Annotated in this window: 16 protein-coding genes; 7 read left to right on the top strand and 9 right to left on the bottom strand. The window is 68.3% G+C overall.

The window, feature by feature from the left end:
- Positions 1-11: 11 nt before the first annotated feature.
- From AC07DC_RS16545 to AC07DC_RS16580, 8 genes are all read right to left on the bottom strand, one after another.
- A complete protein-coding gene (locus AC07DC_RS16545) occupies positions 12-851 on the bottom strand; it encodes a helix-turn-helix domain-containing protein (protein ID WP_478915090.1) in 840 nt (279 codons plus the stop codon).
- Positions 852-1,027: 176 nt separating this feature from the next.
- A complete protein-coding gene (locus AC07DC_RS16550; RefSeq protein WP_478915091.1) occupies positions 1,028-1,261 on the bottom strand; it encodes a DUF397 domain-containing protein in 234 nt (77 codons plus the stop codon).
- Positions 1,262-1,669: 408 nt separating this feature from the next.
- A complete protein-coding gene (fxsT, locus tag AC07DC_RS16555; protein WP_478915092.1) occupies positions 1,670-5,509 on the bottom strand; it encodes an FxSxx-COOH system tetratricopeptide repeat protein in 3,840 nt (1,279 codons plus the stop codon).
- Complete coding sequence (locus tag AC07DC_RS16560) at positions 5,506-6,765, bottom strand: TIR-like protein FxsC (protein WP_478915093.1); 1,260 nt, start codon at positions 6,763-6,765, stop codon at positions 5,506-5,508. The genes fxsT and AC07DC_RS16560 overlap by 4 nt, the downstream gene beginning before the upstream one ends.
- A 7-nt stretch (positions 6,766-6,772) precedes the next feature.
- On the bottom strand, positions 6,773-7,648 hold the full coding sequence (locus AC07DC_RS16565) for a macro domain-containing protein (RefSeq protein ID WP_478915094.1): 876 nt from the start codon (positions 7,646-7,648) through the stop codon (positions 6,773-6,775).
- A 1-nt stretch (position 7,649) separates the two neighbouring features.
- Entirely contained in the window at positions 7,650-8,369 is a 720-nt protein-coding gene (locus AC07DC_RS16570) for a TIR domain-containing protein (protein ID WP_478915095.1), read from the bottom strand.
- Between the two features lie 107 nt (positions 8,370-8,476).
- Positions 8,477-9,433, bottom strand: a complete 957-nt coding sequence (locus AC07DC_RS16575; protein WP_478915096.1) for a hypothetical protein — start codon at positions 9,431-9,433, stop codon at positions 8,477-8,479.
- A gap of 51 nt (positions 9,434-9,484) precedes the next feature.
- Positions 9,485-9,808: a CU044_2847 family protein gene (locus tag AC07DC_RS16580; protein ID WP_478915097.1), complete on the bottom strand. Its 324-nt coding sequence runs from the start codon at positions 9,806-9,808 to the stop codon at positions 9,485-9,487.
- 216 nt (positions 9,809-10,024) lie between these two features.
- On the opposite strand from AC07DC_RS16580, the gene AC07DC_RS16585 reads away from it, so the two are divergent.
- Positions 10,025-10,897, top strand: a complete 873-nt coding sequence (locus AC07DC_RS16585) for an NmrA family NAD(P)-binding protein (RefSeq protein WP_478915098.1) — start codon at positions 10,025-10,027, stop codon at positions 10,895-10,897.
- Between the two features lie 12 nt (positions 10,898-10,909).
- Here the strand turns inward: AC07DC_RS16585 and AC07DC_RS16590 are convergent, their stop codons facing one another.
- Positions 10,910-11,575, bottom strand: a complete 666-nt coding sequence (locus AC07DC_RS16590; RefSeq protein ID WP_478915099.1) for a GntR family transcriptional regulator — start codon at positions 11,573-11,575, stop codon at positions 10,910-10,912.
- A 369-nt stretch (positions 11,576-11,944) separates the two neighbouring features.
- On the opposite strand from AC07DC_RS16590, the gene AC07DC_RS16595 reads away from it, so the two are divergent.
- The 6 genes from AC07DC_RS16595 to AC07DC_RS16620 all read left to right on the top strand — a co-directional run bounded on the left by AC07DC_RS16595 (position 11,945) and on the right by AC07DC_RS16620 (position 18,317).
- On the top strand, positions 11,945-13,006 hold the full coding sequence (locus tag AC07DC_RS16595; RefSeq protein WP_478915100.1) for a substrate-binding domain-containing protein: 1,062 nt from the start codon (positions 11,945-11,947) through the stop codon (positions 13,004-13,006).
- A gap of 101 nt (positions 13,007-13,107) precedes the next feature.
- Complete coding sequence (locus AC07DC_RS16600) at positions 13,108-14,196, top strand: mandelate racemase/muconate lactonizing enzyme family protein (protein ID WP_478915101.1); 1,089 nt, start codon at positions 13,108-13,110, stop codon at positions 14,194-14,196.
- Positions 14,193-15,266 (top strand): ABC transporter permease, encoded by a 1,074-nt coding sequence (locus tag AC07DC_RS16605; protein ID WP_478915102.1) that lies wholly within the window; start codon positions 14,193-14,195, stop codon positions 15,264-15,266. The genes AC07DC_RS16600 and AC07DC_RS16605 overlap by 4 nt, the downstream gene beginning before the upstream one ends.
- Positions 15,263-16,309, top strand: coding sequence for an ABC transporter permease (locus tag AC07DC_RS16610; protein WP_478915103.1), 1,047 nt, complete (start codon positions 15,263-15,265; stop codon positions 16,307-16,309). Before AC07DC_RS16605 ends, AC07DC_RS16610 begins: the two co-directional genes overlap by 4 nt.
- On the top strand, positions 16,306-17,865 hold the full coding sequence (locus AC07DC_RS16615) for a sugar ABC transporter ATP-binding protein (RefSeq protein WP_478915104.1): 1,560 nt from the start codon (positions 16,306-16,308) through the stop codon (positions 17,863-17,865). The genes AC07DC_RS16610 and AC07DC_RS16615 overlap by 4 nt, the downstream gene beginning before the upstream one ends.
- Positions 17,862-18,317: an L-rhamnose mutarotase gene (locus AC07DC_RS16620; protein ID WP_478915105.1), complete on the top strand. Its 456-nt coding sequence runs from the start codon at positions 17,862-17,864 to the stop codon at positions 18,315-18,317. Before AC07DC_RS16615 ends, AC07DC_RS16620 begins: the two co-directional genes overlap by 4 nt.
- Positions 18,318-18,454 lie beyond the last annotated feature (137 nt).

The raw sequence follows: 18,454 nt of genomic DNA on the forward strand, positions 1-18,454 counted from the left end.
CGAAAGGCCCGTCAGCTGTAGCGCTCGCTGATGGTCGAGTGCAGCAACTCCCTGGTGTCGGCCGGCGTCAAGGCGATCTGGGAGAGCAGGTCCAGTTGCATCCGGTAGTCCGCGGTGTGTTCGGGGTCCTCCTCGAACACACCGCCCTTGGGCAGCTCGGTGTAGGCCACGTCAGCCAGATCCTGGTGCGGGAACCGCAAGTAGGTGAAGGCCATGCCGGGCGGAACCGCCTCAGGGGGACACTGCGGGATGATCTGCAGGCTGACGCGGGAGGGTTTCTCTGACAGCTCCGAGAGGGCCAGCAGGCGCTGCAGCTGCTCGGCCATCACCTGCGGTCCGCCGTAGTTTCGGTAGAGCACGGACTCGTCGATGACCGCCCACAGCGTGGCGCCGTCGGGGCGCACCAGGAGGTCCTGGCGCTGCATCCGCAGTCGGACGGCGCGGAGGACCTCGGATTCCGTCTCGTGCTGCCGGCCACGGCGGATCACTGCCTCGGCGTAGGACTCGGTCTGGAGCAGACCCGGCACCAGCATCAACTCGAACGTGCGGATGAGCGAGGCGCCTTCCTGCAGATCGATGAACCGGTCCAGCCAGTCCAGGAGTTTGGGGTTGCCGCGCTGCCACCACCCGCGCCGGTCGGCATTCGCCAACAGAGCCAGTACCACGGCGGCGTCGTTGTCCTCGGTGCCGTAGAGATCGAGAAGATCCACCACAACGGACTCCTGCGCCGGCCGCTTGCCCTCGCCGCTCTCGATTCGGCAGAGCTTCGCACCCGAGATCCCCAGGTGACGCTTGACATCCGGCCCTGTGAAACCTGCCTCCAGGCGCATGCGCTGCAGAAGGCTGCCCACCAGCCTTTTCATCACGAAAGGCGTCGGTGTGGCTGGAGTGAGGTAGGGCTCAAGTGCGGCAATGTGCAGACGCTCGGCGGACACGTGGGCTCCTCGTCATATACAGACGTCGGAAAATACCCTTTCACCTCGGAGCCCACAGTGCACCCGAACGTTATTTTGTCCCCGTATGGGAATCAGATGAACATATCGAACTCCCCGTCCCGGGCGCCCGCCAGGAAAGCGGTGATCTCCGAACGCGTGTACACCAGCGCCGGGCCCTGCGGGTCCCGTGAGTTGCGCAGGGCCACCTCTCCACCGGGCAGCGCGGCGGCCTCCACGCAGTTGCCGATCGCATCACTGTGGGAGCTCTTGACCCATACGACGTTCTTCAGGGCTGCTGCTGAAATGCCATTGGTGACGCTCTGCATATCCTTCTCCCTCATTAATGTGTTCGATTCAAGCCGTGTGTCGGACCGCACGGAGCAGGATCCATTGCGGGAACGCACGTGCTATTCGGATCGAAGCTGCTCGTAGAATTCTCCGTGGAATTCCACGGAGTGTACGGATTGCAGGGATAATAGTCATGCCGAGGGGTCGGATTCGCCAGGCTGTGGACGTCGTCCCGAGGGGAGGAACCGGGCCGTCACGTGCCAGAACTGCGCGCAGGTCCAGCGAACACCCCATCGCGCGCGACCCGACCGGGTCAGCACATTCACCCGAAAGGGGCTGCCTGCCCCCGGCCCGAAGACCCGGCCCGAAGTCCCGGCCCGAAGTCCCGGCCCGAAGTCCGGGCCGTGGCCCCGCCGCGCCCGTCGCGGCACGCACATGGCGAAGCGCTACTGGATGAGCTGCGGTTCGAGGTCGGCGTCGCAGCGGAGGCCGCCTTTGACACGTGTTGTCCACGGGTGGGTGTCGCCCATGGTTCTGGTGAGCGTGCGGACCGCGTGGCGGTGCAGGCGATCGCCGTGCGCAGTCGCGCCGAGGGCGGTCAGGGTCAGCGACAGGTTGGCTTCACAGAGCAGCGTGTCGGGATGGTCCGGCCCGAGCCGGTCGACGAGCCCCTTGTGGCACTGCTGCCCGATCTCGGCGGACTCCCGCATGCGGTCCTGGTCGGCCAGCGTGTTGATGAGGGTCGTCCGGGCACGCAGGCTGTAGGGATGCTCGGCGCCCAGGAGAGTGTCGAGGCCGCGGACGGCCAGGGCGGCTGTCGTGTGGGCACGCTCGGTCTCGCCGGAGGCGCGCAGGCACACCACGATGTTGTGCAGGTGTACGCAGGTGTCGGGGTGTTCGGGAGGCAGCAGTTCCTGGAGGGCGAGCAGCCGCTCCGACGGCGTTGCTGCGTTGATCCCGGCATCGGGTGAGTAGTGGGCGGCCAGTGCGAGCGCGATGAAGCCGGCCATGGCCAGCTGCCCGGGATGCTCGTCGGACCCGGGAGGCGCGTCGAACGCCTGCTGAAGGACGGTGAGAGCGTCAGCGTGCCGGCCCAGCCGCCGCAGTGAGGCGGCCAGATCCATGGCGGTCAGCAGTCCTGCGGTGTCATTCACCGGATGCGCGGTCGCCGGGAAGGTGCGCAGCAGCCGGTACGAAGCACGGTAGTCGCCGGTCTCTCTCAGGTCGCGCGCCAGGCCCCGGCCGACGGCCACCGTCGACGGGTCGTCGAAGCCGAGCGTCTGGCCCTGGAGTTGCCAGGTGGCCCGATGGAGTTCCCTGGCACGCGTGTAGTGACCGGTCAGGCGCAAGGAGACCGCCAGCTCGTCCGCGGCGGCGAGCGACCGCGGGTGATCGGCACCGAGGGAGTGGCGAAGACCCTGCTGGGCGGAGTGAGCCGATGCCAGTGACTCCGCGAAGCGGCCCAGACCGCGCAGGTCGGCGGCCACGGCGGCCTGCGACAGCAGGATGTGGGGGTGGTCCGCGGGCAGGGTCGCCTGCCGCCGCTCCAACGTGTCCTGATCGAGGGCGAGGGCTCCTGCGTGGTCGTCCATCCGGCGCCGCAACGAAGCCAGCTCGTGGCGCAGGCTCAAGGTCTGCCAGGTCGGCTGTTCACCGTCCGTCCCGGACCAGAGCAGGTCCAGCCGGCGGCCGAGCCACTGGGCGTCCTGGGGCGCCCCGACGGTCGCAGTGCGCCGGACCCGCTCGATGAGCACGGCCTTCGTGGCCTCGGCCGGGCAGGTCTCGGCCTCCGTGTGATCCAGGTGCGGCCAGAGCTGTTCGAACCCGGCCCATCCGTGCCAGGAGTCCTCGGCCTCGCCCTGGCGCGGTCCCGCCGCCCGCAGGACGCGGTGCGTCAGGTGCCGCACCACGCGCATGTCGTCCTCGTCGGCCCCCAGCTCCATGAGCACCTCGTCCCGGACCTGACCGGGCACCCGCAGCGCATGCTCGACGGCGTCCAGGTTGATCAGGGCGTGCCGGCTCAGTTCCTGTACGAGGCCCCCGAGTTGCAGGTGGTCCTGCAGCGACGGGTCGAGCGGGCGCAGCACGGCGAGCACCGCTTCGCTCTGCACGGCGCTCATCGGCAGCGCGAGGGGACCCAGTGTGCAGAGGAGCTGCAGCATCCGAACCGCCGCGGGGGAGCGGTCCTGCAACGAGGCGAGGGCCAGCCGGGTCGGGGCTCCTTCCCGGGTGGTCACCGGTGAGGCGTGGAGTGCCGCGGCGAGTGCCGCCGCGTACGACCCGTGCTCCGGCGGAGCGGTTTCGAGCCAGACCGCCGCCTGCACGAGCGCTCCCGGGTGGTCGTTCACCGCCGCCGCGACATCATCGGCCTCGTCGGGGCTGATGCCGGGCGCGCGGTCGCGCAGCAGTCCGACGCTCTCCAGCCGCTGGAACGACGTCAGTTGTACGGTGTCGCCGGGCCACTCCCAGCTGAGGTCGCGGGAGGTCAGCAGGGTCCGGCCGCGACGTGACGGCAGGAACCCGGACAGGTCCGCGGGGCTTCCGGCGTCGTCGAAGACGAGCAGCCACTGCGGTGAGGTGGTCTCGGCGTCGAGCGCTCTCAATGTTCGCTGCGCCGCCGCCTCGATGCCGTCGGCCGTCGGCAGGCCCATCGCCTGACCGAGCCGGGCCAGCGACGCCATGGCGAGGTACCGCGTCGCGGCGGGCACCCACCAGACCAGGTCGTACTCGGCACGGAAGCGGTGCGCGTACTCGACGGCCAGCTGGCGCCGACCGCACCCGCGGCCCGCGAGCGGCAGCACCAACTGGCGCCGGCTGACGGCGAGGCCGTCGTGGAGGTCGTCGAGAACGGCGTCCCGGCCGAAGAACCGGGGGCTGCGCGTGGGTACGTTCCACACGGCGGGAACACCGCGCGGAAAGCGGGGCCCGCCGGGCTGCGGGGCGAGTCGCGGTCCGTTCACGGCGCGCAGCACCGCGTCCCGCGCGGTGTCCTCTTCGGCCGCGGTGAGGTCGACCCGCCGCACGTTCTCCAGGACGGTACCGGCGGGTGTCTCCTCGATCCGCAGAGCGACGGGAACCGGTGCGCCGGGGTGCGCGGCGACCGTGGACCAGGCCGCCCGGGACCGGGGAGATCGCAGATAGGCGGCCGACATCAGGACGACCACCTGGGGCGACTCGGCCTTCACCGGGAAGGGCTCGGCGTCGAACCGGTGCGACAGGACCTGGAATCCGTCCTGGGTGAGGACCGATGTGATCCAGTCGGCCCACATGCGGTCCTGCGGGACGTAGGAGAGCGCGATGGGCGTCTGCCCGGGGGACGAGGGCCGGACGAAACGCTCCAGATGATGGCGGCGCAACGCTTCGTCGAGCGGCGGTAGGTGCGTGATGCGGCCGTCCGTGATGGTCGAGGTGAGCCGTTCGTACGCGGCGAGCAGCGTGTCCGGGGCGCCGGGCGCGTCCGCGAAGGCTGCCAGGATCTCCTCGTACTCGTACCCCGGCCGGTAAGGGATCTGGGTGGTGGCCCAGTAATGGTCGGTCGCCTCGTGGGACAGGCCGTGCGGCAGACCCGCGAACCGGGTACGGGCCAGGCGCCGTCCGGCGGCCAGTCGCGTGGTCTGTCGCTCGTCGATGCGCATGGGGACCGGAAGAATGGTCATTCCCCGCTCCGGTGCGTTCCGGTCGATGTAGCGTGCGGTCTTCGCTGATCCCTCGATGCTCTGGCCGCTGAAGGTGAAGCAGCTCACCAGGATGTCGGGCAGGTCGCGGGTACAGATCTCGACCGCGCCGCCGAGCCCGGTACGGCTGTCGATCAGGACGTAGTCGTAGTGGGTGCGCATGTCCTGACGCAGCGTCTCCAGGAAGCGTTCGTCCAGATCGTCCCAGTCGTAGGAGGCCAGAGCGGCGAGGTACTCGCGGTTCTGGCGCCCGGCGGAGAGGAAGTCGAGCGATCCGCCGCCGGGGAAGGCCCACTCGACGGAGACGGCGTGCGGGCGCACCCGCGCATGGTGCCGGTACAGGTCCTCGTCAGGCTGCTCGTACGCTCTGGCCTGGTCGGCGAAGTCGGCGAACAGATCGACGATGCCCGTGGTGGAGCCGGCCGTCGACCGTGGCAGGAACGGCTGGAAGTAGTGGTGGAGTCCGGGCGCCTCCAGGTCCCAGTCCGAGGCCAGCACCCGGTATCCGTTGGCGGCCAGGATCCAGGCGACGTTCGCGACAGCCATCGTCCGTCCCACTCCGCCTTTGTAGGAGTAGAAGGTGATGATGAGGCCGTCGCGCCCCCCGCTCACCGGGGGCCGTCCTGCGGCGTGCTGCCGGAGTCTGCCGGGTCCTGACGTAACGCTCCGAGGCGCGGCAGCGGGGAATCCGAGGACTTGCGTCGCACCTGGACCTCGAGGCGCTGTGCGACGACGGTGAGTGTTTCGTAGAGGGCGTCGGCGGTGGGCACACCGGTGACGGCGAGCCGTGACGCGGCACGACTGCGCCTGAGGAGCTGCGGCAGCGCGTCCTCCAGCTCCGCGGAATCCGGCGCGTCCGGTGTCGCGTTGCGGGCGTCGTCGGCGTTCCAGGGGACGACAGCGCTCACGATGTCCGGTGGCGCGGCGTCCAGTTGGACGAGCGCGTCGCGCAGCCGGGGGTCGCGCAGCGCCCATCGATCGACGAGCAGCAGCACCGGGTCGTCGAACGTCTGCCCGGCCAGATCGTCAGCGAGGTCGTCGAGCGACTCCAGCGTGGTGCGGAAGCCGAGTGAGCGCAGGAGGTCGGCAGCCACCGCGGCGACCGGAAGACGGGAGTCCGGATGATACGGATTCCAGCCCAGTGCCGAGGAGCCGTAGGGGGCGGCCTCCCGGCCGGCCGGCAGGTGTCCGGTCGTCGGGGCGGCGACGATGATCCGCAGCACACGGGTGTCGGCCGTGCGGCCGAAGGCATTGGGAACACCGTGGTAGTCGGGACGCGGGCCGTGCGGGGGAGGAGTCGACTGCGCGACCCGTACGATCCGCTGGGCCAGCCGGTATACGGCGCGCTCGTATTCGTCCCGCAGATATCTGAGCTTGATCAGACCGTAGAGGCCTTCGCTGGCGTAGTCGCTGCCGAGATCCGTGTGATTGAACTGCAGACGCTCGGCGGCCGGGGGGAGGTGCGCAGGGGCGACCGGCACCCACAGTGCGGGAACGATGGCGGTCATCTGCCGTGCGGTGGCGGCGCTCTGTCTGATCTCGCGCTGGGAGAAGGCGAACCATTCCTTTCCGCACGTCTCACTGCGGAAGTAGCGGGGCGAGTAGAGCGGTACGAACACCCGGCAGGTGGCCAGGGCATCCAAGATCCGTTCGGACCAGCCTTCGCCGGCGATCAACTGCCGGTCCATGAAACCGGCGGACACGCCGGTCGGCAGATCGGTGAGGGCCATGACGTGCGCGCAGAGATCTTCGAAGAGCTTGGCGATCCAGATGTTGGGATCCGGTGTGGCGCTCGCGCTGCGCGGCGTGTGCGCGTAGCTCAGGAAGAAGTACGGCGAGGTCTCCGCCTCCGAGAACGATCCCCTCATGACGACCTCACAGTGACCTCAGAAATACGTCGAGTTCGAGCATGTCGATACGGTGGGCGTCGCTCCGGCTCACGACCACGGTCAGCTCCCGGCTCACCACCCCGTCACGTGACCGGGCCACGAAGGACAGCAGGATCAGCTTCACCAGACTCTGGTGGTCCAGGCCGTTGACCCGGGCGAGGTCCGATCCCACGATCGGCATGGCCACGGGCTCGCGGCGTCCCCGCAGATGGACGGCGCCCCACAGCGCCCACAGACTGTGCCACATCTGGTCCGGCCCGCTGCTGATCACCAGTTCGTTGCCCATCCGGCCGTAGGCCGAGCAGAAGAAACGCTGGTCACCGCGGCTGAGCACGGCGACGGTACCCAGGGGATAGCGCGTCAGCTTCCCGACCCGCTTGTCCGTACGGGACTCCACGGACGCGGGGGCCACTCCCGCCAGGGCGGCGTCGAGTTCGGCATCCAGACTCGCCGTGTCGCCACCATGGACGCGGGTGAGGAACTGGCCCTGGACGCTGCGGCTCACGATGAGGAGATCGCCCTGCGTATCGGTGTCGAAGGTGTCGCTGAAGCCGAGGACCAGATGCGACGGATAGGTGAAGAGGTCGCCCACTTCCACGGTGACGGTGAAGTCGGGATGCCGGAACTCGCGGCTGATCCGATCGCCCGGCAGCGAGCGCAGGATGCCACCGGCCAGCGAGACCGCCGCCAGGACCAGCAGCGCGGCGCCGCGCGGCAGGGTGCTGTCCGGCCAGAAGGTGAGGTAGAGCTGTGCGCCGCCGGAGAGCAGGCCGAACCAGATACCGCAGTTGCGGCCGAGCAGCATGCGGCCGTGCCGGGTGGTGAACACCGCCTGGAACCGCTGGAGTACACGTGCCGTCACATCAGTCCCTGGCGTCCTCGGAGGCGATGTCACCGGGATCTTCCGACGACTCCTCGTCGAAGATGCCGGCGAACGGAACGCGCTTGACACCGCTGATCAGCCGGGCGGATCGCAGCCCCTGCACCGCTCTCTCCAGGTCGGTGATCCGGTTCACCTGCTCCCTGATGAGCGGAAGGAGGTCGTCCAGGATCTCCTCGGTGGGCCGGTGCGAGGGCCGGCCGTCGTCGTCGGCCGGTGCCTGGGCGATCTCCTCCAGGCCCGCGTGGAGTTCCGGCCAGAATTTCTCGAAGAGGTGCTCGATCCGTGTCTCGTTGGTCGCTGGATCGCACTGCAGGTTGATGTGTTTGATCATCGCGAGCACATCGCTCCGGGAATCGGCGACCGTCGCCTGGAACTGCTTCAGCGGGCTGTCCAGCAAGTCGCGCACCCGCGTCCCGAGCAGGAAGGGAATCACCTTGCCCTCGCTCACCTGCCGCGACAGCGCGCCGGACTCGAAGTTGATCCACGGCGCGTCCTGGTTGGTCGGGGTGATGCACACGATGCCGAACGACGATCCCTCCAACTGCTCGGCGATCCGCTGGAGTCCCCGATCGCCCTTTCTGACGTCGGCCGAGGAGACGAAGGGTTCGATCGCCGCGTTGAAATAGGGGAGTTTGTCGTGCAGCAGTTCGGCACACTGCCGCGACGCGTCCCCCGACCAGCTCAAGAAGATCTTCAGCACAGAGTCCCCCCACCTGTGTCGCGCTGTCCGCTGATCGATCGTAGCCCTGCGTGGCCACCCGAGATCCCCCGCAGCCTCAACTGCCGCCCCTCGTCGACCGGATGGGATCAGCCGCCCTGCGCATCCTGTGCGCCCTGCGCGTCCTCCGGATCCGCGGGTGTGCTGGTCTCGGCAGGCGACAGCAGAACGGTTGCCTTGCCCGGCCCGGCGATGATCTCGTATCCGTCCGTCGACTTGATGGTCACGCGGACACGTTTGCGCGCGACGAATTCTCCGATCTGGGAGCACATCTCGTCCACATTGGCTGTCGAGATCGCCCCCGCGTCATACACGACCTGGATCTCCTCCGGCACCCGGTCGGTGATCACCCGGTAGGTCAGAGCACTCTCGTCGGCCGCGGCCAGGTGGTGGATGAGTTCGTCGACGACTTCTCGGCGGACGTCCAGATCGAGTCGGTCCGTGGAGGAGCTCGGACTTCTTCTGATCTGCAGCATCGGGACGGACGAGTCGACTCGTTCCACGATGGTCCGCAGGACATTCTCCTGGCGGCGGGCGAGAACCAGTACCTCTTCGAGGATCTCACTCGCGTCGCGCTCGGGCGCCACATTGCCGGAGTTCCCGACAAGGTTCCGGGCGACGGCCAGATCGTTCTCCAGCGTGGGCCAGAAGGCGTTGAACGTGGTCCTCAGCCGGGCGTCGTCCAGATCTGTGAGATCGGAATGATCGCGCAGCGTGCGCACCATGGCGTAAACATCGTCCTTGTTGCTGCTCGACACCACTTGGAATTGGACCAGAGGGCCCGTCAGGTCACTGACCGGCATGTCCAGAAGGCAGGGGACCACCCGGGCATCCCCGACGGCCTTGGACAACGCGCCGGCCTCGAAATTGATCCACGGAGCGAGACTGTTCTCGCGCGTCACGCAGACGATACCGAAGGACGTCTGTTCGAGCTGGCTGGCGATGACTTTGAGTCCCCGATCGCCCTTCGCTATGTCGAGCGAGGAGACGAACGGGTCGGAGGTCTGGATGACGATCTTCAGCCAGGACTTCAGTGACTCAGCCATCCTCTGTGACTGCGGCCCCGACCAACTGATGAATACCTTCAACGTTTCAGCCTAGTGGTCTCGGGGGGATGTCCAAGTCAGGGTGATTTCGAAATTTCCATCGCCGGCATTCCTCGCCACCATGGCCTGGCCGCTTCCTGTCACCTTGAGACCGAAGTGCAGGGTGAGTTCATCGGGCCGGATGTGGCGCGTTTCTTCCATCAGCGCCTCGGCGGCCCGTACCGCAGGCCGGAAGATGTGTTCGAGCCTGCCGAGCGACCGGTCCGCACTGACCGGCATGAATCCGTCGTCCGAGCGATCGATCTCGATGCGCAGGTCCATGCCGTCGATCGTCGTGTACGTGACGAAATTCCCCGTGTCGCGGTTCAATGCCAAGCCTCCCAACTCCCTTGCTCTCACCTGCTGGACACCAGCGTACGGACGTCCGGACAAGCAGGGGGAGGAACGAGTCCGTTCAACGAAATGGGTACTCACCCGTGGGCGCTGGTGGCAATGGCTGGTTCGCGCGGGTGGGCTTGCCCGGTGCGGCGACCGCGGCCACGCGGAGCTCTAGCGTGGAATGCCAGTGATGTGCGAGGAAGGGATGTCTCGATGACCATCGTGGTCACCACACCGACCGGACACGTGGGATCGCGCGTTGTGCGGCTGCTGCTCCAGGCCGGCGTCCGTCCCCGGGTTCTGGCCCGGGACCCGGCCCGCCTCGACGAGGCGACCCGCGCGCGGGTCGATGCGCACCGGGGAGACCTGACAGACGCCAACTTCGTCCGTAAGGCGGTGGCGGGGGCGGGGTCCGTGTTGTGGGTGGATCCCACTCCACACACGGCGGACGATCCGATCAACGCCTCGCTGCGGACCGCAGCACCGTTGGTGGAGGCCGCCCGGGCAGGTGATGTGGGGCGGGTGGTGCTGTTGAGCAGCATCGGGGCGGAGAAACGGCACGGGGTCGGACACATCGACGCCCTGGCCGGGATCGAGGAACAACTCGACGCCACCGGGGTGCCTGTGCTGCATCTTCGGTGCGCGTACTTCTTCACCAACCTCCTGTTCGACCTCGAAGGGCTCTCCCGAGGCAGCCTGACCACGGCGTTCGATCCCGACCACCCGATGCCATGGGTCGATCCGCGCGACATCGGAGACGTGGTCGCGGCCCGCCTGCTGAACGACACCTGGCAGGGCCGGATCGTGCAGGCCGTCCACGGGCCGCAAGACCTCACCTTCAACGAGGTCGCGCAGATCCTCACCGAGGCGGTCGGGTACCCGATCCGGCTCAACGCCGTCAGCGACGACGCGGCGCGGGACGCGCTGCGCGCGGCCGGGCTGCCAACATCGGCGGTGGAGGGCATCGTCGGGATGACCACCGGCTCACGCGACCTGGTGCCCGAGCAGCCCCGCGACCTGCTCACCACCACCCCCACCCCGCTCAGCGGGTGGGCGCATGCCCAGCTGCGACCGCTGCTCGCTTAGCGGAGCCTCGGGTCAGCGGGCGCCGGGTCGGCCCGACGGGTCGCCTTCGCCCAACGCGGTCACCAGACGCTCGCGGGATCGGCGGATATGGCTGCGCATGGCCGACTCGGCCGTGTCGGCGTCCTTCTCGGTGAGCGCCTCGAGGATCCGCGCATGCTCTCGGCAGGTTTCGGCTGCCAGGCCTTCGCGGAAGTGCAGCCGGTACAGGTGAGCATGGGCGTGCAGCCGGTCGAGCATCTCGCGCATCAAGGTGTTGCCACAGGCCCGGGCGATGCGATCGTGGAAGAGGGCGTCATGCTCGAGGAACTCCCGACGGGATTCCGGGCTGGTGAAATCGTGCGTGCCGCGCATCGCGGTGAGGTCTGCGGCCAGTTCGGCCAGATCGGCCTCCTCGATCAGTACCGCGGCTTTCGCCACGGCGGCCGGCTCCAGGAGCATGCGCATCTCGAAGAGTTCGCCGAACTCCTTGGTGCTGAGCAGCGGAGCCGCCGCATAGCCGGCGAGGGAGCGGCGCACGAGCAGCCCGTCGGCCTCCAGGCGGGCCAGGGCCTCTCGGACCGGCGTCGGGGAGACCTCGAGTTCCTGAGCCAGGGCGTTGATGTTGACCTTGCCGCCGGGCTCGATGTCGTGGTCGACCAGCCGTTGCCGTACTACCTCATAGACCGTGTCGGTCAGCATCTGCCTTGGCGACGCCACGTTTTCTGCCCCCATCCTCGTCCGAGCCTGAGCCCGCTCCGGCCCCACATGGTAGAGCGCCGCATTCGGTGACGTTCACTGTCGCTGATCGTAGATCCTACATGATCGGCATCTCGTCGTGTCCTTGCCCGACGCGTGGTCGGCCGTCCGGGGAGCTGGTCCCGGCTCTCTTTGTAGTGCTGCGCCGACCTGCGGGTTGGCGGTAAATGGGCAGGTATTCCGGGTCGATCGGCTTCAAGGATTGCGCTTCTGCGGCATGTTTCGTCTTCGTAACGACTCTTGACCCGGTCGATGAGCGAGGCGCACAGTCCTCCTGAAAATATACGATCCACGCGAATCTAGGTGGCTGGCATGAACCGTTCCCCTGTACGGCCTGTCAAGCTCGTCGTCGGACTCGCCGTCCTCCTCCTGGCGGCGACCGGTTGCAGCACCAAGAGCTCTGCCGGAGCCGCCACCGGTCCGGGGGCCGCCAAGCCGCTCTCGGCCGTGAAGGTCGCGCTCGTCCCCGGCGGGGCGCACCCGTACTTTCAGCCCTGGAGGGCCACCGGAACCAAGGCGCAGGCCGACTTCGGCCTCGGCGGCGTCACGTTCAACGAGACCGCCGAGTGGGACCAGACCAAGCAGAACAACCTGCTGACCTCGCTCGCCGCCCAGGGCTACACCGCCTTCGGCGTGTTCGGGGTCTCGCCCACCGACATCAACAGCACGTTCAGCGACCTTGAGTCCAAGGGCTACACAGTGGCGTCCCTCGGCTCCTGCCCGGCGGGCACCACCGACAACGCCGCCTTCTGTCTGTCCACCGACGTCGAGCGGGCCGCCTACAGCGCGGCGAAGGCGACGATCGCGGCGATGGGCGGCCACGGCGCGCTGGTCCACCTCACCGGGAACAACGCCGACTCCAACACCCAGCGCCGGATCGCCGGGGTGAAGAAGGCGGTCGACGAGACCAACGGCAAGGTCAAGCTGTTCAGCACGGTGACGGACATCGACAAGGACCTGCAGACCGCTCAGAAGGCCGTATCGGACCTGCTGACCGCGCACGGCAGCGAGATCAACGGGATCGTCACCACCGCCTACAACCCGGCGGTGGCCGCAGCGGCCGGCATCAAGGCCGCCCACCTGACGATCAAGGTCGTCGCGATCGACGACGACCCGAAGATCCTGGCCGGGATCAAGGACGGCTCCGTCGCCGCGACGGTGACGCAGAACCCCGTCGGACAGGCCTACGTCGGCGCCTGGGCACTCGCTCAGCTGCAGAGCAAGGCCTGCACGATGCGCACCCCCGGCACATCCATCGACTCGGGATCGTTCGTGGTGACCGCTGCCAACGTCGACTCCTACGACACCGAGCGACAGGCCAGGACGACGCAACTGATGACCGATTTCAAGGCCACCGTCCTGTCCTGCTCGTAGGAACCGTTCGGCTTCCGAGCTCCGAAGTTTCCCGGTGCCCGCTCGATGAGGGCGGGCGGGTACCGGAGGATCCGGCAACCTGCACCGAGAGAGACGGGTAGATGACCAAGATCATCGCAGCGTCGGCCCATCTGGTCGACGTAGAGGTCGAGACCGTGCGCACCGACGCGGTCCAGACGTTCCTCAAACAAGAGACCATCTTCGTCGAACTGACCACCGCCGACGGCTCGTCGGGTACCGGCTACTCCTACACGATCGGCATCGGCGGCGTATCGGTCCTGGCGATGCTCCGCGAGCATCTGCTGCCCCGGCTGCTCGGCCAGGACGCCCGCATGATCGAGCAGATCTGGAGGGACCTGTTCGCCGCCACCCGGTCCACCACGGTCGGCGCGATCACCTCGCTCGCCCTGGCCGCGGTCGACATCGCACTGTGGGACCTGCGGTGCCGACGGGCCGGCGAGCCGCTGTGGCGGCTGGCCGGCGGATTCCGCCAGGAGGTGCCGCTGTACGACACCGAAGGCGGCTGGCTGCATCTGTCCACCGGCGAGCTCGTCGAGGGCGCGCTCGCCTCTCAGGCGGCAGGCTGGCCGGGGGTGAAGCTCAAGGTGGGCAAGCAGCGCGTTCAGGAGGACCTCGAGCGTCTGCTCGCGGTCCGCGACGCGGTCGGGCCGGGCCTGGACATCATGGTCGACGCCAACCAGTCGATGACCTCCGCGGAGGCCCGCCGTCGCGCCGCTGCCTTCGAACCTGTCGGCCTGAACTGGTTCGAGGAGCCGCTGCCCGCCGATGACGTGGAGGGACATGTGGCGCTGGCCCGGTCGACGTCGATCCCGATCGCCGTTGGCGAATCCCTGTACTCGACATCGCAGTTCCGCGAGTACCTGCACCGGGGCGCGGCCTCGATCATCCAGGTCGACGTCGCCCGGGTCGGCGGGATCACCCCATGGCTGAAGGTGGCGCACCTGGCCGAGACGTTCAACGTCGAGGTCTGCCCGCACTTCCTGATGGAGTTGCACGTCTCCCTGGCAGCGGCGGTTCCGAACGGGCGCTACGTCGAACACATCCCCCAACTGCGCGCCATCACCCGCACCGAGTTGGCGGTCCGCGACGGTCACGCCATCGCCCCGGACACCGAAGGTCTGGGCATCGACTGGGACCTCGACGCCATCGCCGACCGGACCGTCGCATGAGCACACCAGTGACCGAACACACCAGGAGCGAGGCCGGGACCGCACGCTCGGCGCCACGCCTACGGATCAGCGCGGGCACGGCCCAGCGGCTCGGACTGCTCATCGTGATCGTGGTGCTGGTCGTCGTGTTCGGTTCCGCACGCGACGCGTTCTACAACGAGCAGCTGACCGTTTTCCCGTTGCTGCGCGACATCGCCGTCCTCACCGTGGTCGGACTGTCCCAGATGGCCGTGCTGTCCATCGGCCACATGAACCTGGCGGTCGGCCGGATGGCCGCCTTCTCGGCGATGTTCATGGGTTTGGCCTACCAGGACTGGCACTTCCCCCTCTACGCCGGCCTCGCGCTCGGCCTGGTGGCGGGCGCCGCGATCGGCGCCCTCACCGGATGGATCATCGCCGTGACCGGCGTGAACTCCTTCGTGGTCACCCTGGCCATGGACTTCGCCCTGCTCGGCCTGGTCTCCCTGGTCTACACGCAGGCCACCCCGGCGGCAGCGTTCACGGCCAAGCCCGCCGGGATGGACGCGTTGCGGACGTATTCGATGGCCGACCTGTGCGCGGGCCCGCTGTGCGGCTCACCCGCGATCCCGCAGCTCTTCGTGTTCACTGTGGTGGCGATGCTGATCGCCGGCTATCTGTACTCCCGCACCAGGATCGGCCGGGAACTGCTCCTGGTCGGTTCGAACATCAAGGCAGCGGAGCTGTCCGGCATCCCGACCGCACGGCGGGTCATCGGCGCGCACGCGCTGTCCGGGACGCTCGCCGCGCTGGCGGGCTTCATGCTCGCGGTCACCGCGGGCTCGTTCACCGCCACCATCGGTTCGGAGTTCATGATCCCCTCGTTCCTCGGGCCGGTGCTGGGCGGGACCCTGCTCACCGGCGGCGCGGTGTCCGTCATCGGCACGCTCCTGGGAACCACACTCACCCAGGTCATCAGGCAGGGCCTCAACCTGCTGGGCATCGGCCTGGAAAGCCTCAACATCTACCTGGGCGTGATCCTCCTGCTGGCGCTGTCCACCGACCGCATCAGGACCGTACTGTCCCAGCGAAAGGCGGCGAACCCCCGATGAGCGCACTGGGCCGTCCCACCTCACCCGGTACCGGCGGAGTCCGGCGATTCGCCCGCTCCACCGAGATGACCCTGGCCGCGATCGGCGTTGTCGGATTCGCCCTCCTGACGGCCGACTCCCACGGCAGTCTCCTGCAGGGCAACGCCATCCGGGGCATCCTGACCTACCTGACCGTGCCGATCCTGATCGGGCTTGCCCAGCTGGTGGTCCTCGCAGCCGGCCAGATGAACCTGTCGGTGGGGGCCCTGGGTGGTTTCCTGGCGGTCTTCGCGGCCGCCCAGATGGCCGACCACGGCGTCCCGGCGCTGCTCGCGATCGCCATCGCGATCCTGGCCGGCGCACTGATCGGCGCGGCCAACGGGTTGCTGGTGGTGGCCACCCGGATCAACGGATTCATCGTCACCCTCGCGACGATGACGATCCTGCTCGGGCTGCAGTACCGGGTCGCCGGAACCCGCACCATCGACCCGGGGTCGCAGGCGCTGCGGAAGTTCGGCAGCATGTCGGTGCTCAACATCCCGGCCATCTTCCTCGTCGCGCTGCTCGTCGCCGGCGCACTGGCCTTCTTCCTGCGCCGCATGGTCGCCGGGCGGCGGCTCCTCGCCTCCGGCGGCAACCCGCTCGCAGCGCAGCTGTCGGGGATCTCGAATGCCAGAACGCTGATCCTCGCGCACACCCTGTCCGGGCTGATCATCGGCATCGCGGCCGTCGTCACCGTCGCCTCGGCACCCGGCGTCAACAAGAGCATCGGCGGTGACTGGCTGCTGCCCAGCTTCGCCGCGCCGATCATCGGTGGGGCCGCGCTGGCCGGCGGCTCGGTGTCGGTTCTCGGAACGGTGCTCGCGGCGTTCATCGTCCGCCTGGTCGACCTGGCCCGGGCCCAGTACTCCCTCGATCCGAGCTGGGTCGACTTCACCGTGGGCGCGGTCGTCCTGGGCACCGTGATCCTCGGCCGGATCCATGAAGTCAGGCAGGCCAAAAGGACCCGAGCCGCATCCGGTGCCGCGGGCCGCGACAAGACCGTCCTCGGGAGCGCGACATGACACCCAACTCCTCGTCCCTCCCGGCCTCCCCGCGGCTGTCCGCCAAAGGACTGGTCAAGACCTTCCCCGGGGTCCGGGCGCTGGACGGCGCCGGCCTGACCCTGCGCGCCGGCACCGTGCACGCGCTGCTGGGCGAGAACGGCGCGGGAAAGTCGACACTGATCAAGATCCTCACCGGGTTCCACCGGCCGGACGGCGGCGAACTGGCCATCGACGGCACCGACGTCGTCCTGCACTCGTCCAACGACGCGGTCCGCGCGGGCATCGCCGTGGTGCACCAGGAGCGCAACCTCATCCCCGAGTTCTCCGTGGCCGAGAACATCACCCTGCGCCAGGTCCCGGCCCGCCACGGCCTCGTCGACCGCGACGCGATGCGGGTCGGCGCCCAGCGATGCCTGGACCTGCTCGGCCTGGACCTGGACCTCGACACCCCGGTGAAATCCCTGTCCGTCGCCCAGATGCAACTCGTGGAGATCGCCAAGGCGCTGTCGACCGACAGCCGGATCCTCCTGCTCGACGAGCCGACATCGGCGCTCACCCTGGCCGAGGCCGACGGACTGTTCACCGTCGTGCGCCGGCTGCGGGACCAAGGCACGGCGATCCTGCTCGTCAGCCACAAGCTGGAAGAGGTCTTCGCCGTCTGCGACAGCGTCACCGTCCTGCGCGACGGTGCATCGGTCCTGGAGAGCTCGCCGTTGGCCGCGCACTCCAAGGACGACATCATCGCCCTGATGGTCGGCCGTTCACACACCGCGGTCCGATTCGCGCCCCGGCCGACCCCGGACGACGGACCGGCGGCGCTCGAACTGGACGCAGTCGCCACCGCCGCCGGTCACCGCGACGTGTCACTCGCCGTCCGCAAGGGCGAGATCGTCGGACTGTACGGCCTCGTAGGCGCCGGGCGCACCGAACTCGCACGGGCGATCCTCGGCCTCGACCGCGCGATCGCCGGAGAGATCCGCGTCCATGGCAAGTCGGCCCGGATCAGCGACGTGCGCCGCGCGCTGAACACCTACCGCATCGGCTACGTTCCGGAGAACCGCAAGGAGGAGGGCGTCTTCCTCGACCAGACCTTGACGATGAACATCGCCGTGACCGTGTGGGGACGCATCAAACGGGCCCTGGGCCACGTCCCCCGGCGTCGCGAGCGTGAGGTCGCCGTGGAGTACACACGGCGGCTCGGCATCCGCAGCTCCGGACCGGGCCAACTCGCCGGCAACCTCTCCGGCGGGAACCAGCAGAAGGTCAGCCTCGCGAAATGGCTGGCCGCCCAGACCGAGATCCTCATCATCGATGAGCCGACGGTCGGGATCGACGTCCGCACCAAGGCGGCCTTCCACGAGCTCATCTGGCAACTCGCCGCCGACGGCCTCGCCATCGTCCTGATCACCAGCGACCTCCCGGAGATGGTCACACTCGCCGACCGGATCGCGGTGATGCGGGACTTCCGGATCGCCGGCTGGGTCGACAACGACCACGACTACGAGATGAGCAGCCGAGCCGTCATCGGTCTCATCCACGAACAGGAGACAGACACACACGGGGTGTCACGGTGACCGCGGCCCGGTTCATCGACGCGCACCACCACGTCTGGGACCTGTCGGTCCGAGCCCAGGACTGGCTCGCCGACGCCGCGCTCGAGCCGGCTCAAGGAGGACAGTTGATGAGCGAGCCCACCGGCGGCGTACAGCGCATCGCCTCGGTGATCCGCATCAGGCCGGAGAAGCTGGAGATGTACCAACGCCTCCACGCGCATCCATGGCCGGCCGTCCTGGACCAGCTCCGGGCCTGCAACATCGGTAATTACTCGATCTTCCTGCACGGCGACCTGCTGTTCAGTTACTTCGAGTACCGGGGCGACGACTTCGCAGCGGATATGGAGCGCCTGGCCCAGGACCCGGTCACCCAGGAGTGGTGGAAGCTGACCGATCCTTGCCAGGAACGACTTCCCGGCACCCCCGAGGACCAGCAGTGGACTGAGATCCCGTCCGTCTTCTTCATGGATTGAGCGCATCGCCGACCCGAAGCGGGCTTCGATGGCGGCCGCATCCACTGGCCGACGGCGCACGCGCCCATGGCGTTCAACCGGGCGCGGAGCGACCCGTCGTCGTCAGATCCGAGAGTGGGGGGCCTGGCTACCCGTTA

It is taken from the genome of Streptomyces sp. NPDC045021, assembly GCF_056432645.1.

Excerpts from the sequence above, each read along its gene's own strand:
- AC07DC_RS16550 (WP_478915091.1), bottom strand. The coding sequence starts at position 1,261 with ATGCAGAGCGTCACCAATGGCATTTCAGCAGCAGCCCTGAAGAACGTC.
- AC07DC_RS16560 (WP_478915093.1), bottom strand. The coding sequence starts at position 6,765 with ATGAGGGGATCGTTCTCGGAGGCGGAGACCTCGCCGTACTTCTTCCTG.
- AC07DC_RS16575 (WP_478915096.1), bottom strand. The coding sequence starts at position 9,433 with ATGGCTGAGTCACTGAAGTCCTGGCTGAAGATCGTCATCCAGACCTCC.
- AC07DC_RS16585 (WP_478915098.1), top strand. The coding sequence starts at position 10,025 with ATGACCATCGTGGTCACCACACCGACCGGACACGTGGGATCGCGCGTT.
- AC07DC_RS16590 (WP_478915099.1), bottom strand. The coding sequence starts at position 11,575 with ATGCTGACCGACACGGTCTATGAGGTAGTACGGCAACGGCTGGTCGAC.
- AC07DC_RS16595 (WP_478915100.1), top strand. The coding sequence starts at position 11,945 with ATGAACCGTTCCCCTGTACGGCCTGTCAAGCTCGTCGTCGGACTCGCC.
- AC07DC_RS16600 (WP_478915101.1), top strand. The coding sequence starts at position 13,108 with ATGACCAAGATCATCGCAGCGTCGGCCCATCTGGTCGACGTAGAGGTC.
- AC07DC_RS16605 (WP_478915102.1), top strand. The coding sequence starts at position 14,193 with ATGAGCACACCAGTGACCGAACACACCAGGAGCGAGGCCGGGACCGCA.
- AC07DC_RS16610 (WP_478915103.1), top strand. The coding sequence starts at position 15,263 with ATGAGCGCACTGGGCCGTCCCACCTCACCCGGTACCGGCGGAGTCCGG.
- AC07DC_RS16615 (WP_478915104.1), top strand. The coding sequence starts at position 16,306 with ATGACACCCAACTCCTCGTCCCTCCCGGCCTCCCCGCGGCTGTCCGCC.